We start from the raw sequence: 15,922 nt of genomic DNA, 5'->3' as shown, positions 1-15,922 counted from the left end.
CGTAACAAGTTTGTAACGATTTTCAAAAATTTGTTTATTGCGATACAAAAGACCCTCTTTTATAAAATGTCCCAGCTTACCCGAATTTATAACAAAAAAAACGATTGCTTTCTTGAAGAAAGCAATCGTTTGGTGCAGCAGGGTTACTCCTGGCCTGCAGCCACCCCTGCCTGCGCTTCGTGCTTCGCAACCGTCCGCGCCAAATCGCGTTCCATCACCGGCTTCAAATACTTCCCGGTATACGACTGCGGAACTTTTACGACCTGCTCCGGCGTCCCGGTTGCTATAATCGTCCCGCCTCCGCTGCCGCCTTCCGGTCCGAGATCAATTAAATAATCGGCTGTTTTGATTACATCCAAATTATGTTCGATCACAAGCACAGATTCGCCGGAATCAACAATGCGATGCAGAACCGCCAGCAGGCGGTCGATATCGTCCACATGCAAACCCGTGGTCGGTTCATCGAGAATATAAAGCGTCTTGCCGGTACTTCTGCGGTACAGCTCCGCCGCCAGCTTCACGCGCTGCGCTTCGCCGCCCGACATCGTTGTAGATGGCTGGCCCAGCTGCATATAACCTAAGCCAACATCCAGCAAAGCTTGCAGCTTGCGGTGAATGCGCGGAATGTTTTTGAAAAACTCGCAGCCGTCCTCAATGGTCATCTCCAGCACTTCTGCGATGTTTTTGCCTTTATATTTCACATCCAGTGTCTCGCGGTTATACCGTTTCCCTTTACATACTTCGCACGGCACATATACATCGGGAAGGAAATGCATTTCGATTTTAATAATGCCGTCGCCGCGGCAAGCCTCGCAGCGTCCGCCTTTGACGTTAAAGCTGAACCGCCCTTTTTTGTAGCCGCGCACTTTCGCTTCGTTGGTCGCGGAATAAACGTCGCGAATATCGTCAAATACGCCGGTATACGTTGCCGGGTTGGAGCGCGGCGTACGGCCGATTGGCGACTGGTCGATATCGATGACTTTGTCCAAATGCTCCAGCCCGCGCATTTCCTTATATTCGCCTGGACGTGTTTTCGCTTTATTCAAGTCTCTTGCCAGCGTCTTATACACAATCTCGTTAACAAAGGTCGATTTACCCGAACCGGATACGCCGGTTACGGCGGTAAATACGCCTAACGGGATTTTAACGTTAACATTTTTCAAGTTGTTCTGCTTGGCGCCGCGGACTTCCAGCCATTTGTCCGACGTTGCCCGCCGTTTCAGCGGCACCTCAATAAATTTCCGTCCGCTTAAATATTGGCCGGTGATCGAATGTTCATTGGCCATCACTTCAGCCGGTGTTCCTTGCGCAACGATTGTACCGCCATGGATGCCCGGGCCAGGGCCAACGTCAATAATATAATCGGATGCCAGCATCGTATCCTCGTCATGCTCAACAACAATAAGCGTGTTGCCGATATCCCGCATATGCTGCAGCGTCTCAATCAGACGGTCGTTGTCCCGCTGATGCAATCCGATACTCGGCTCGTCCAAAATGTACAACACGCCCATCAAGCTGGAACCGATCTGCGTAGCCAGTCTGATCCGCTGCGCTTCTCCGCCCGATAATGTGCCTGCTGCACGGCTCATCGTCAAATATTCAAGGCCGACATTCACCAGGAAGCCAAGGCGCCCGTTAATTTCCTTCAAAATCAGATGGGCGATCAGCTTCTCCTTGTCGTTCAGCTGCAATGCGTTAAAAAACTGCTGTGCATCGCCAATGGACAATGAAGTCACATACGAAATATTTTGCTCGCCTACCGTGACCGCCAATGTTTCCTTGCGCAGCCGATGCCCTTTGCACGTGCCGCATGGCTTGGAGCTCATATATTGTTCAATATGCTCCCGCATCGACTCAGAAGGCGTGTCACGGTAACGCCGCTCCAAATTGTTCACAATGCCTTCAAACGGAACATGCGCTTCCTTGCGGCCGCCAAAGTCGCTTTCGTATATAAAACGGACACGTTCGCCGCCGGTGCCGTACAGCAGCTTTTTCAGCTGGTCTTGCGACAGCTCCGACACCGGCACATTAGTTGGAATGCTGTAATGTTTGCAGACTGCCGCCATAAATTGCGGGTAATAGTTGGAGGTGCTGCCTGCCCAAGCTTCAAAAGCGCCGTCTTCGATCGTTTTGCTCCAGTCGGAAATAAGCAGATCCGGATCAACGATCATTTTAGCGCCAAGGCCGTCACAGTCCGGACAAGCGCCAAACGGGCTGTTAAAGGAGAACATGCGCGGCGTCAGCTCGTCCATGCTGAATCCGCAAATCGGGCAGGCGAGGTTGGAGCTGAACAGCAGCTCTTCTTTGTCGATAATGTCGACCAGCACCCGTCCTTCCGCCAGCTTAAGCGCCGTCTCAAGCGAATCGGCCAGGCGGCTTTCAATATCCGGTTTAACGACAATCCGGTCTATAATAACTTCAATCGTATGCTTTTTGTTTTTTTCCAGCTCAATTTTCTCCGAAAGCTCCCGCATTTCGCCGTTAATCCGGACGCGGACAAACCCCTGCTTCTGAATGTCAGCCAGCAGCTTCGTATGCTCACCTTTACGGCCGGATACAACCGGCGCCAATATTTGCAGCTTTGTGCGCTCCGGATATTCCATAATGCGGTCCACCATCTGCTCAACCGTCTGCGACGAAATTTCAATGCCGTGCTCCGGGCAATGCGGTTTGCCAATCCGCGCGTACAGCAAGCGCAAATAGTCGTAAATTTCTGTAACCGTGCCTACCGTCGAACGGGGGTTGCGGCTCGTTGTTTTCTGGTCGATCGAAATCGCCGGCGACAGCCCGTCAATCGAATCGACGTCCGGCTTTTCCATTTGACCGAGAAACTGGCGCGCGTAAGCGGACAGCGATTCCACATAACGGCGCTGCCCTTCGGCATAAATCGTATCAAATGCAAGCGATGACTTGCCCGATCCGCTTAACCCGGTCAGCACAACAAACTTGTCGCGCGGAATGGTGACGTCGATATTTTTCAAATTATGCGCTCGCGCGCCTTTAATCACAATCTGGTCACTTGCCACTATGGACCCCTCCTAAAGTTTTTCGCGATAGCGAAAAACAACTTCGTAAGCATTCGCTTGTTTTTCGCGATAGCGAGAAACGACTTCGTAAGCATTCGCTTGTTTTTCGCGATAGCGAGAAACGACTTCGTAAGCATTCGCTTTGTTTTTCGCGATAGCGAAAAACAACTTCGTAAGCGCAGGCTGTGCTTTTCGCATCAGCGGCTATGCATAATCAAGCCCAGGCGCTCCTTGCAGGAGGCTGGGCTCCGTCCTCTATCAGCTATTCGTCTGCGCGAAGCTCGAGAAGCGCATCACGCAGTTCTGCAGCGCGCTCGAACTGCAGGTTTTTCGCGGCGTCCTTCATTTCGGCCTCCAGACGCTGAATGAGCGACTGGCGATCCTTTTTGCTCATTTTGCCGGAAGCTGCACCGGTTAAATAATCGGCCTTCTGCTCAGCTACCTTCGTAGCTTCAATCACATCGTACACGCGTTTGCGAATCGTCTGCGGCGTAATGCCATGCTTCTCATTATAAGCAATTTGAATGGCGCGCCGCCTTTCCGTCTCTTTGATCGCCTTATCCATCGAATCGGTTATTTTATCCGCGTACATCAGCACGCGGCCGTCGCTGTTGCGGGCAGCCCGCCCGATCGTTTGAATAAGCGAACGCTCCGAACGCAGGAAACCTTCCTTATCCGCGTCCAAAATGGATACGAGCGACACTTCCGGCAGGTCGAGGCCTTCCCGCAGCAAGTTGATCCCCACCAGCACATGAAAAGTGCCCAGGCGTAAATCGCGCAAAATAGCCATACGCTCAAGCGTCTTAATATCCGAATGCAAATAACGGACCTTGATGCCTACTTCTTTTAAATAGTCGGTCAAGTCCTCCGCCATCTTTTTCGTTAGCGTGGTCACCAGGACACGTTCATCCTTGGCGATACGGTCGCGGATTTCACCAAGCAAATCATCAATTTGCCCTTTGGTAGGCCGAACCTCGATAATCGGATCAAGCAGACCGGTAGGTCGTATAATCTGTTCCACCATCTCCGGGCAATGCTCCAGTTCGTACGGGCCGGGTGTTGCCGATACATAAATTAGCTGATTCGCCTTCTCTTCAAACTCTTCGAATTTAAGAGGACGGTTGTCAAGCGCCGAAGGCAGCCGGAACCCGTGCGACACCAGCATCTCCTTGCGTGCCCGGTCGCCGTTGTACATTGCCCGGATTTGCGGCAGCGTCACATGCGACTCGTCGATTACAATCAGCATGTCATCCGGAAAATAATCAAACAGCGTATAAGGAGTTGATCCTCTTTCGCGGAACGTAAGCGGACCGGAGTAGTTCTCGATGCCAGAGCAGAATCCCATCTCTGCCATCATCTCAAGGTCATAGCGGGTACGCTGCTCCAGCCGCTGCGCTTCCAGCAGTTTGCCGTTTTCTCGCAGCTCCGCAAGCCGCTCCTCCAGCTCTCTCTCAATATTTTCGAGCGCCCGTTTCATCGTTTCTTCATGCGTAACAAAGTGGGAAGCCGGAAAAATCGTCGCATGTTCCCGCTCCGCCACAATTTCGCCGGTCAGCACATCAATTTCCGTTATCCGTTCGATTTCGTCGCCAAACAGTTCTACCCGTATCGCCCGCTCATTATTGGCAACCGGGAAAATTTCCACGATGTCTCCGCGCACGCGGAACGTCCCCCGGATAAAGTTAATATCGTTCCGCTGGTATTGAATGTCGACAAGCCGGTGCAAAATTTCGTTCCGCGATTTCTCCATGCCTACCCGCAGGCTTAGCGTCAAGCTGCCGTATTCCGACGGCGAACCGAGACCGTAAATGCATGAAACGCTGGCAACGATAATAACGTCCCGGCGTTCGAACAGCGAACTGGTCGCCGAGTGGCGCAGCTTATCAATCTCATCGTTAATGCTGGAGTCCTTTTCGATATACGTATCCGAAGAAGGGATATAAGCTTCCGGCTGATAGTAATCGTAATAGCTGACGAAATACTCAACCGCATTGTCCGGAAAAAACTCCTTAAACTCGCTGCACAGCTGTGCGGCGAGCGTTTTGTTATGGGCAATAACCAGCGTAGGCCGGTTCAGCTCTTTGATCGTATTGGCAATCGTGTACGTTTTCCCCGTGCCGGTTGCGCCAAGCAGCGTCTGATGCCTCTTGCCCGCCTGCACGCCGTTCACCAGCTCGCGTATCGCTGCCGGCTGGTCGCCTTGCGGCTTGTATTCAGACTTCAGCACGAATAATTTGTTTTGCAATTCCGGTTGCTTCACGTTCTCCTTCACCCCGATCCGCTCTTTGTAAATGATCTATATGAAATCTAGTATGGCCAAAGTTTCTATCTATTTTAATAGGAATATGTGTTCCCATTTATTATACCGTTATGCGGCAGCTGTTGCAATCTCTAACAGCCTGTGCATGTCTGCGGTTTCGTGCACCGTCTGCCACTGCAGCTGTCCGGAGCCGTACAACATAACAGGGCCTTAGACCGCATCTATCCGATCGTCTAAGGCCCTGCGCAACTATGAAATGATCCGGGCGCTGATCACGCGACCCGATAACAGCCCGGGCTGTCTTAATCTCCGGCGGATACTGCCGAGGAACGTTCTCTGCGGCTTGCGGTCCGCTTCCGGCTGAACAGCTCCAGCAGCGATCCCGGTCCTGCCGATACATAATACGTAGCCTGCTCATCAGGAGCCAAAATAACGCCCAGCTGATGATGCTCGCCTGCATATCTGGCACGCTGGGCGAACTTCAGTTCTCCATCATGATTCAATACTTCAAGCTTGCAAAACGCCGGGTTCTCGTGCAAGGCGGCATGCAAATCCTCTTTCGTCCGAATCCGCCTGCCGTTCACCTTATGCAATATTTCACCGGCCTTCAGCTCCATCGCAGCGGCAGGCGTCCCCGGCACAATGCCCAATATGCGCAGCCCGCGCGCGTCGTTCACATAAAGCGGGCTGCGCGCTGATTCTACCGCACGGCTGCGCCAGATAATCGCTTCATGCAGCACAAGCGAACATACTGCCGCGAGCGGCAGCAGCTCCGGCACGTAAGCGGCCAATGCCGCAAAAGCCGCGACACAAATACTGTACAGCAGCAGCCCTTTAGCTGCATGCTTCGCTTTGTCAGCCGGGAGCATCGAACGGGTCAATTCGCTGAAGCCGATAATCATCGGCAGCGCCACGATCGACCAGCCGCCGCTCCAATCGCCGCCGAGCAGCGGCGTCCAAGGCAGCGATGCCGTCTCTTCGCCTCCCGGAACCAGCATAAGCAGCGGCACCGGCCAAAAGCCTTGCAGCATATAGCCGCCTACGAGCTTTCCGCGTTTGCCTTCCAGAAAAAGCGGCGTAGCCAGCTTATCTCCGCCTCTCCGTACCAGCAGTGCTTCGATCAAATGAAGTAACGCCACAAGCATCAGCAATCCCGGCATATCAATGCCGGCCAGCGATTCGGCCATCTCACCGACCGTGCCCGACTGGCTGTCCAGACCGGTCCAGCCAAGAATCCACTGCAACAACGCAAGCAAGCCGGCGCCGTAGGCAAAACATAAATAGCGCACCCGTACGAGCATCAAAACCGCCGCTGCCGCCCATAACCAAATTAAAGCTTCGGAGGTTAATGACGCGCCGATAAAAACGCCGGCCACCGACATAACCGCACCGGCTGCAAGCCCCATCATTAAAGCTTTGCCCAGCAATCGCGGCCACATATGCAACCGAACCGCAAACATTTGCCTCTCCAGCCTGATTTGCCTGGAGTATTGGAAGATTAAAAATAATACCGCTATATAGTAATAAGGCTGTAGTACAAGCTGCAATGCAGCCTGTCCAAGCTGTCTCAGCAGAGCATCAACCATGTCCATTCCATCACACTCCTTCTCTTCAATGCCGCGTATAACAAACGAAAAGGCTGGCTCCAGCTTTCAGAGCCAACCTTGTAATCATTCGACATCTTGCCCTTTATTTCCTGCCTTCGCCTTTAACAGCTTCAACCGCCTGCTGCAGCTGGCTGTCATTCGTTTCTTGTTTCAGCCACTGCATCGCCGCCTGCTCCAGCGCATTTGCCGTCTTGGCATCCACTTTCCCGTCTGCAGGCAGTCCCGCATGGCTTTGGAACTGCTTCACAGCCTGCACGGTGCTGGTGCTGTAATAGCCGTCATCCCGTTTCGGATCGTAGCCCAGCCCTTTCAGAATCGTCTGCAGGCTGCGAACCTGATCGCCGATGGAGTCGGCTACAAGCGGTTTCGTAACCGATAACCGGGCAGCCGAGTACAAAGCCGGCGCCGGCGCTTTCACATCCGGCTCGATCCCTTTCTGATGAATCCATTCGCCGTTTGGCGTCAGCCATTTGGCAATGGTCATTTTGATCAGGCTGCCGTCGCCAAGCGCTTTGTTGTAGCTGACCTGTACCGTCCCTTTGCCGTATGACGTTTCGCCTACAAGAATCGCATCCGCTTCTTCATGGAGGGCGCCGGCCAAAATTTCCGATGCGCTGGCGCTGCCCTTGTTCATTAATACGGCAATCGGATAACTTTTGCCGTCTTGCCCGCCGGACAACGTCTTCTCCCGGTTGCCGCCGCGGTCTTCGACCTGCACAATCGTTTTGCCTTTCGGTACAAAGTTCTCGGCCACCTTGATGACAACCGGCAAAATCCCTCCCGGATTGTTGCGCACATCAATGACCAGTCCGCTGATGCCCTGCTGCTCCAGCTTGGCCAGCTCTTCCGCGAACCGGTCCGCCGTATTTAATGAAAACTGGCGGATTTCGATGACCCCCACGCCGTCATCCCGTTTTTTCGCAAAAACGGTCTCGACATCAATATCGTCTCGGATCAGATCCAGCTCCAGCGGCTCCGCATGGCCAGTTCTTTTGATAAGCAGCTTGGCTTTGGTGCCTTTTGGCCCCCGGATGAGGCTGACCGCCTCATTCAGATCAAGGCCGCTAAGCTTCTTCCCGTTGACGCTTAATACGATATCCTTAGCCAGCAGGCCGGCTTTCTCGGCCGGAGAGCTTTTAATGGGCGAGACGATCACCACATTGCCGCTGTCCATCGTCACTTCTGCGCCGATTCCGGTAAACGACCCTTCCACCGACTCTGAAAAATGCTGCGCGACATCCTTTTCCATATAAACCGAATACGGATCTTCCAATGCCGACATCATGCCTTTTACGGCGCCGTCAATAATTTCATCGCGGTCTACATCTTTATAATACTTCGTTTCGATCAGCCCAAGCACGGCGTTGATTTTGTCCAGCTCTTCCGGCTTTAGGCGATCCGCTCCGGCGCCGTCCGGAGCTGCCGCCATCGTAGACGAATGCAAGCTGCCGGAAAGCGATATTTCATGGGTCAGGCCATAAGTGACCAGTGCCGTGCCGATGATCGAAGCCATTACAAACGCAAGTACTGTTCGTCCGCTAAATTTCACCCAACTTCACCACCTTCTCTACGTGCTGCCCGAACCGTTCTAGTATATGACAAGCTTACCATTATTATTTATTCGCACGGGTGGCGCCGGCCATCCGCTTCGCTTGCTGCATTCCCCGCAATATAAGAAGGGCAGCCCGCTAAGGCTGCCGCAAGGATGTATAGTCATGTATGCCCTGTTATTTCAAATACGAGCTTGGGTTGACCGGATTGCCGTTAACCCGTACCTCAAAATGCAAATGATAGCCGGTAGCCGTACCGGTCATGCCGACTTCCGCAATTTTTTGCCCTTTCTTCACGGTGTCACCTTGTTTTACTTTCGTGCCGCCGTCGCGGATATGGCCGTACAGCGTCCACAAATTGTGTCCGTGATCGATGATGATAGCGTTGCCGTAGCCGCTCACCGGCTGCGCCAGCAAGACGACGCCGGATTCCGCCGCAAAAATGTCTGTTCCTTTTGGCGCGGCGAAGTCAATGCCGGTATGCAGTTTCTCTTTCTCTCCCGTTACCGGATGCGTCCGGTAGCCAAACGGCGAACTGATACGCGTGTAATCGACTATCGGCATCCCAAGCTTGCCCCCTGTATAAGGCTTGGCCACCGAGCTCAGCTTTTTCTTCTCGGATTCCAGCTTCGATACTTTGGTCGCCAAATCAACCAGCTGCTGCTGCTGCTCTTCGGTAATATCCTCAAGCTCTTCCAGCTGGTCATCCAGGCTTGCGATCAGCACTTCCTTTTGCTGTTCCTTCTGGCTGAGCTGAGATTTATAAGTCGCCTGCTTTGTATACAGCGTTTTTACTTCGTTTAGCTGCTCGCTTTTTTGTTGCTTTTTCTGCTCTACCGTCGCTTTATCTTTTTTGTTCTGCTCCAAAATATCGCGATCCTGCTTCAGCATCGACTTCAGCGTGTCGAAACGGTCGAGGAAATCGGAGAAGCTTGTCGAGCTGAGCAGCACATCCAGGTACGAAACGAAACCGTTGGAGTACATCAGCCTCATCCGGTTTTTGATCAAATCATCCCGCTCCGCAACCCGTTCGTTGGCTTCATCAAGCTCCGCCGAGGTTTGCTTGTACTCCTCTTCTTTCGTTGCAATCTGATCCGTAAGTGCGTTTAAATTATCATTCACCGCAGTCAATTCGGTCTGGATTTGCATAATCGCTTGTTTGGCGTCGACTTTTTGCCCTTTAACCTGATCCTGTTTTTTGGCTGCGGCATCGGCCGCTTTTTGCGCATCTTGAATTTGCTTTTTCGCTGCTGCCAGATCTTTGTTCACCTGGCTCAAGCTTTGGGCCGCATTACTTCCGACAGGCTGCATCACCAACGCTGCAAGGATAAGAGCCACAACGGGCCAAAATCTCTTTTTCAATGGAATGTCACCTACACTTTCAAATATTTACGTACCGAAAGCGTGCTGCCCCATATGCCGATCAGTGTGCCAAGTCCAATCAGCAGCACAGCTACGAGCTTGCCCGATTCCTGAATGGTGACCAGCTTGATCATCATCAGGCCGAGCCCGACCTGCGTCGTGCGGACAAGCTCCGAGTAGCCGACCAGCAGCACAATGGTCGTGATGCCGGAGCCAACAATGCCGATCAGCGCGCCTTCAATAAAAAACGGCCAGCGGATAAAGGAATTGGTCGCGCCAACGAGTTTCATTATCCCGATTTCGCGCCGGCGCGCGACGATTGTCATTTTGATCGTGTTGGAAATGAGGAACATCGCCGTTACTACAAGCCCCAGCACCAGCACAAGGCCTACGTTCCGCACAATATTCGTAATTTTGAACAGCGTTTCGACTGTTCCTTTGCCGTACTTAACGCTCATGATCGGCTTTGAGTCGCCGCTGCTGCTATTAATCGCGCTTATTTGCTGTGCTGCCGACTCAATGGTATGCGGGTCAAACACTTCGACCGTAAACGAATCCATCAGCGGATTGTTCTCGTTGTCATAACCGTCGAACAAATCTTTGCTGTCTTCGCCCATGCTGTCGCGCAGCTGCTGCAGCCCTTCTTCTTTGGTCACGTATGTAACTTTGCTGACCTCCGGTATGTTGCGGATCGTCTGCTCGATTTGCGCGCGCTGCGCTTCATCGACGTTCACATCCAGATAGACGCGGATCTGCACCTGGTTTTCGATTTGGTCCGCCAGATTGTTGACGTTCAAAGCAAGCAGCAGGAACACGCCCAAAATAAACAATGAAATCATAATGGAAGCCATCGAAGCGAAGGACATCCAGCCGTTCCGGATAATATTCTTGAAGCCGTCTCTCAGATGGCGGAGCACTGTTCTAGATTTCATAACCGTACTCCCCTCTTAGCTGATCGCGAACGATTTGGCCGCCTTCAATGGCGATGACGCGCTTGCGCATCGTGTTCACGATATCTTTGTTGTGGGTTGCCATTACAATGGTGGAGCCCCGGAAGTTAATTTCCTCGAGCAGGTTCATAATGCCCATCGACGTCTCCGGATCGAGATTGCCGGTAGGCTCGTCCGCCACCAGCACAGCCGGATTGTTGACGATCGCCCTTGCAATCGCAACCCGCTGCTGTTCGCCGCCCGATAGCTGCGTCGGGTAATTGTTTTGCTTATGCTTCAGCCCGACCAGATCGAGCACCTCCAGCGTCCGTTTTTTGACGATACGCGGCGGAGCTTCAATTACTTCCATCGCAAAAGCGACATTTTCATAAATGGTCAGTTTGGGAAGCAGCCGGAAGTCTTGAAAAATAACGCCGATATTGCGCCGAACATAGGGAATTTTGCGCGGCTTCAGCTTGCCGATGTTAAAGCCGTTAACGGAGATTTGACCTTTCGTCGGCACCTCTTCGCGGTAGATCAGTTTCATAAAGGTCGACTTGCCCGCGCCGGACGGGCCGACGACGTACACAAATTCATTGCGATCTATTCGAACTGACACGCCGCGCAGTGCATCGGTGCCATCCTTGTAGGTCTTCCATACGTCTTGCATTTCAATCACATTATCACATCCTGTTAAGTGTCAGCTTTACTATTTCGACAGGGGTGCACGAAATCCTCCACAAGTTGCTGTTTTTCCTCTTTTTTCACATTTCTAATGAAACAGAATGTCACCTTTTATGCCGGATGTGCGTTATATTTTTCGACAAAAGCCCGCCATCAGCCCGTCCGCCTGCGATATTCCGGATGTTCCATTTGTGCTGCAGCCGGAAGTACCGACTGCACCTATAGCCGGAGGTTAAGTCAGCGCTGCAGCCGGTCATTCGCAAAAACAATTTACAAGAAAGCCGTCCTTCCTGCATATATATCAGAAATTGCAGCTTTAGACTGGGAAGAAAGGCGGGAGTGCAGGTGAAGCGGCTTCACATCGGATTGATTGTAGTTCTGTCCCTGCTGCTCATTGCAGCGGCGGGATGGGGAGTCATCTGGTATTACGCCCAGCAAAATACGGTACCGGAAGGGGTAAAGGCGGGCGGCATATCATTGTCAGGAATGGATATCGACGAAGCGGTTCATTTGCTTGACCAATACGAACAAACGATGAAGCAGCGGACGGTTACGGTGCAGGCGAATGTGACGGAGGAAAGCGCCAAGCAGTGGACAGCGGAGCAAATCGGGTACAAGGCCGATTATTCCAAAGCGCGCGCAGCGCTGCTGCAGCTGGAGGAAGGCTCGATATGGGACAGAGCAAAGTACCGGTATCATTTTCAGAAGGACTATCCGTTTGAGCAAAGCTGGGATAAAGATGTGTTCGAAACAGCGGTGAAGAAAGAATGGGGCTGGGTGGAGCAAAACGAGGCTAAAGACGCCACCCGTACGATTACGGACGATGACAAGGTGATTTATACGCCGCATACGGACGCATACCGGCTTAATATTGAGCAGCTGTCCACGAAAGTCGAACCTTGGCTATTGTCCGGTGCCGGCGCACAGCCGTCTTCAGCCGACCAGGCAATCAAAGTAGAGCTGCCGATCAGCGCGGTTCATCCGAAGGTTACGCTGGACGCTCTCAAAGCCGAAGGCATCGACCGCAAAATCATCGAGTTTACAACCGACTTCAGCACCAGCGCTTCAGGACGCGCCTACAACGTTACTTCAACCGCCGAGGCGCTCGATGGCTGGGAGCTTGGGCCGGACGAGGTTTTTGATTACGCGCAGGTCGTCAAAAAGACGGAAGAGCAATACGGCTACAAGGAAGCGCCGGTTATTCTGAACGGCAAGCTGGTTCCCGGCATCGGCGGCGGCATCTGCCAAGTGTCCAGCACGCTGTACAACGCGGTGCTGCGCAGCGGTCTCGAAATCGTCGAGCGGCGCAATCATTCGCTGCCCGTCTCCTATTTGCCGCTTGGACAGGATGCGACCTTCGCAAGCGGCGCCATTGATTTCCGGTTTAAAAACAATACCGGCAAAAAATTGATTATCCGTACCGAGGTCAAAGACCGCAAGCTGACCGTCAAGCTGTTTGGCACGATGCCGGACAACATCCGTTATGACATCGAATCGGTGACCGTCCAGACGATTGCCCCTCCTGTACAGCAGGTCGGTACAACCAAGCTGCCTGCCGGCGTGAAGCAAACGGTGCAGCAGGGTAAAACCGGCTATATCGTGGAAACGTACCGCACGCTTGTGCAGGACGGCAAAACCGTATCGCGCGAGAAGGTGTCCCGCGACACGTACAAAGCGCAGCCGACCATCGTTAACGTCGGCTCCGCCAGCGGCAGCATAACGCCAGCCGCTCCAAAAGACAGCGGCGAGCCGCTTCTCGAGGACGGCATTGGCTGAGCTGCTGAGCCGGCATAAGCATGCCGCACCTGCGGAAAGCCCTGCACCAACTTCTGCATGCGCGGCAGACCCGATTTCCCGTCCGATTCAGCACGGCCGGGGGAGTTACACATATAAAGAAGCCGTTCATCCGGCTTCTTTTTTTATGGCTGCACCGCATCCGCTCCCGGCGCCAGCCTTTTTTCCAGGAAAGATATCACTTCAGGCTCGCGTTCATCATCCACCTTGCGCACAAACAATACAGGACGTGCCGGATTATGAAAGTCTATGTCCTTGATCTGCTCCATCGCCAGCGTCTTCGCACGCCTGAAGCTGGTGTGGAATTCATCCATTTCATAATAACGGAGATGATTATTGATCAGGCTGTCTTTATACGTACTGTTCATCAGCAGCGTATGGAAAAACAACTCATCCGGCACCAGCGCATAGCGGAAGTAATCCTGCATATCAAACGATAACGGGCTGGATACGGCAAACTCGCAAAAAGAACGGTGCAATATTTTCCACTGGCTGCCCATATACGGCTTGAAGCCTTCCACAAAATAGCTGCCAAACGAATTGCGCGGCCCCATCGTTTTCATCTCGCCGCAGTCTTCCACGTAATAGTGGTTAAGCCTCAGCTCCTCTTCTTCCGGCGGCATAGTTCCAATCCGCATAAAGTTTTTGCCGGGATAAGGGGCTAACGTCCGGCAAATCGCTTCCTGGCTTGCCGCGGGGAAGTCCTGTCCGCTTAACAATATGTAAAAGTCCCATTGTTCGTGCAGCAGTTCCTTTATACCGTCCAGCTCAACCTGCACCAACGACCAGCACGCCCATGTCGCGCTTCTGGAAGGCAATATTTTTATATTGGGATTTGCAGCAGCTAATTCATCCGCATAACGGTGCAGATCGGCATCCGCTTTGGCGTCTACATGAATCATGTAGCTATGATCCGGACTATAAATGGCGTGCATTAATCGATCCAGAAGCTCCATTTTATGATGAGCCAATATCAGATAAGCTAATTTCATACGAAACTCCTTTATGCCGGGTAATTGTAAGTGATCTACACTACAGTATATCAAAAGGCTTCAAGGGCAGCGTTAAAAAAATGCGCGTTCATCAGGCAATCTCCGAGGATGAATCGGAGTGCTTGGCCGGGGAACTCTTTAATGGCATAAAAAGATTCCCCAGCGCATCTGATGTACGCGCATTTTTGATTGTTCAAGCTATAAACATAAATTAACGGCTAAGCTCGGCGTATTCCGCCACCCATGCCGCGGTTGAAGCAAGAACTTCCTCCGCGCGTGCCGCTGCGGCCTGTACCTGCTCCTTCGCGGTGCCGCCGTATACGTTGCGGGCATTCACGACGTTTTCCGGCTGGAGCACCGTGTAAATCCGATCGTCGAACAGCGGCGAGAACTGCTTGAATTCGTCCAGCGTCAGGTCCAGCAAATATTTGCCCTTCTCGATGCAGTACAATACCGTTTTGCCGATGACTTCATGCGCCTGGCGGAAAGGCAAGCCTTTGCCCACGAGGAAGTCGGCGATATCGGTTGCGTTCGAGAAGTCCTGGTTGACCGCTTTGCGCATATTGTCCTTCTTCACCTTCATCGTAGCGACCATCGGTGCAAACAGCTGAAGCGCGCCCTGCATCGTACGAACCGTGTCGAACATGCCTTCCTTGTCTTCCTGCATGTCCTTGTTGTAAGCCAGCGGCAGCGACTTGAGCACCGTCAGGAGGCCCATAAGGTTGCCGTATACACGGCCGGTTTTGCCGCGGACAAGCTCAGGAACGTCCGGATTTTTCTTTTGCGGCATAATGCTGCTGCCCGTGCAGAACGCGTCGTCCAGCTCAATAAAGTTAAATTCATTGCTCGACCACATAACAAACTCTTCGCTCAGGCGCGACAAGTGCATCATAATGATCGAAGCGTCCGCCAGAAACTCCAGGATGAAGTCGCGGTCGCTTACCGCATCCAGGCTGTTCTCGTATACGCCGCCAAACTTCAGCTGGCTCGCTACGTAATGGCGGTCGATCGGGAACGTTGTGCCCGCCAGCGCGCCTGCGCCGAGCGGAAGCATGTTAATGCGCTTGTAGCTGTCCTGCAGCCGCTCGATGTCGCGTCCGAACATCGACACATACGCAAGCAGATGATGCGCGAACAAAATCGGCTGCGCCCGCTGCAAATGCGTGTAACCCGGCAAAATCGTATCAAAATTCGCTTTTGCCTGCTCCACAAGCGCCGATTGCAGCTTTTGCAGCAAGTCTACGAACTCCACGACACGTTTGCGCAGGTACAAGTGCATATCCGTAGCCACCTGATCGTTCCGGCTGCGGCCCGTATGCAGCTTGCCGCCTACCGGACCCACATCGTCGATCAGCGCTTTTTCGATGTTCATATGAATGTCTTCATCGGATACCGAAAACTCGATTTCGCCGCGTTTAATTTTTTGCAGCGTGCGATGCAGCCCGTCCTTGATCTGCTCTACGTCCGCTGCCGGCAAAATGCCCTGCTTGCCCAGCATCGTCACATGCGCCAGGCTGCCTTGGATATCCTCTTCGGCCAGTTCTTTGTCGAACAGAATGGATGCCGTATATTCCTCTACCAATTGATCGGTTTTTTTCGTAAAACGTCCGCCCCACAATTTGCTCACTGGTTAGTACACTCCCCTTCCGAAAAGACCCCGCCGCACGCCATGACAGCCTGCCGCGGGATCGCCCGGGTTATTTTCTATGGAACCTGGC

At 52.8% G+C, this 15,922-nt stretch carries 11 protein-coding genes; 1 reads left to right on the top strand and 10 read right to left on the bottom strand.

What is annotated here, in order from left to right:
- Positions 1-143 precede the first annotated feature (143 nt).
- The 8 genes from uvrA to ftsE all read right to left on the bottom strand — a co-directional run bounded on the left by uvrA (position 144) and on the right by ftsE (position 11,413).
- Positions 144-3,026 (bottom strand): excinuclease ABC subunit UvrA, encoded by a 2,883-nt coding sequence (gene uvrA / locus ET464_RS16845; protein ID WP_129442968.1) that lies wholly within the window; start codon positions 3,024-3,026, stop codon positions 144-146.
- Between the two features lie 12 nt (positions 3,027-3,038).
- Entirely contained in the window at positions 3,039-3,224 is a 186-nt protein-coding gene (locus tag ET464_RS16840) for a hypothetical protein (protein WP_129442966.1), read from the bottom strand.
- Between the two features lie 64 nt (positions 3,225-3,288).
- The gene (gene uvrB / locus ET464_RS16835; protein WP_129442964.1) at positions 3,289-5,286 is read right to left on the bottom strand and encodes an excinuclease ABC subunit UvrB; all 1,998 of its coding nucleotides are present in this window, start codon (positions 5,284-5,286) and stop codon (positions 3,289-3,291) included.
- Positions 5,287-5,588: 302 nt separating this feature from the next.
- The gene (locus ET464_RS16825; RefSeq protein ID WP_129442960.1) at positions 5,589-6,878 is read right to left on the bottom strand and encodes a PDZ domain-containing protein; all 1,290 of its coding nucleotides are present in this window, start codon (positions 6,876-6,878) and stop codon (positions 5,589-5,591) included.
- 97 nt (positions 6,879-6,975) lie between these two features.
- Positions 6,976-8,442, bottom strand: a complete 1,467-nt coding sequence (locus ET464_RS16820; protein WP_244226579.1) for a S41 family peptidase — start codon at positions 8,440-8,442, stop codon at positions 6,976-6,978.
- A 178-nt stretch (positions 8,443-8,620) separates the two neighbouring features.
- Positions 8,621-9,805, bottom strand: coding sequence for a murein hydrolase activator EnvC family protein (locus tag ET464_RS16815; protein WP_244226578.1), 1,185 nt, complete (start codon positions 9,803-9,805; stop codon positions 8,621-8,623).
- Between the two features lie 11 nt (positions 9,806-9,816).
- A complete protein-coding gene (ftsX, locus tag ET464_RS16810) occupies positions 9,817-10,737 on the bottom strand; it encodes a permease-like cell division protein FtsX (protein ID WP_129442958.1) in 921 nt (306 codons plus the stop codon).
- Complete coding sequence (gene ftsE, locus ET464_RS16805; protein WP_244226577.1) at positions 10,727-11,413, bottom strand: cell division ATP-binding protein FtsE; 687 nt, start codon at positions 11,411-11,413, stop codon at positions 10,727-10,729. The genes ftsX and ftsE overlap by 11 nt, the downstream gene beginning before the upstream one ends.
- 350 nt (positions 11,414-11,763) lie before the next feature.
- On the opposite strand from ftsE, the gene ET464_RS16800 reads away from it, so the two are divergent.
- A complete protein-coding gene (locus ET464_RS16800; protein WP_129442955.1) occupies positions 11,764-13,194 on the top strand; it encodes a VanW family protein in 1,431 nt (476 codons plus the stop codon).
- 143 nt (positions 13,195-13,337) lie between these two features.
- On the opposite strand, the gene ET464_RS16795 is transcribed toward ET464_RS16800, so the two are convergent.
- Together ET464_RS16795 and argH are read right to left on the bottom strand one after the other, a co-directional pair.
- Complete coding sequence (locus tag ET464_RS16795) at positions 13,338-14,204, bottom strand: beta-1,6-N-acetylglucosaminyltransferase (protein WP_129442953.1); 867 nt, start codon at positions 14,202-14,204, stop codon at positions 13,338-13,340.
- Positions 14,205-14,415: 211 nt separating this feature from the next.
- On the bottom strand, positions 14,416-15,831 hold the full coding sequence (argH, locus tag ET464_RS16790) for an argininosuccinate lyase (RefSeq protein WP_129442951.1): 1,416 nt from the start codon (positions 15,829-15,831) through the stop codon (positions 14,416-14,418).
- Positions 15,832-15,922: the final 91 nt, after the last annotated feature.

It is taken from the genome of Paenibacillus protaetiae, from assembly GCF_004135365.1.
GTDB lineage: Bacteria > Bacillota > Bacilli > Paenibacillales > Paenibacillaceae > Paenibacillus_AP > Paenibacillus_AP protaetiae.
Note: the sequence above shows the minus strand (reverse complement) of the source record. Positions and strands in the feature narration are given on the sequence as shown.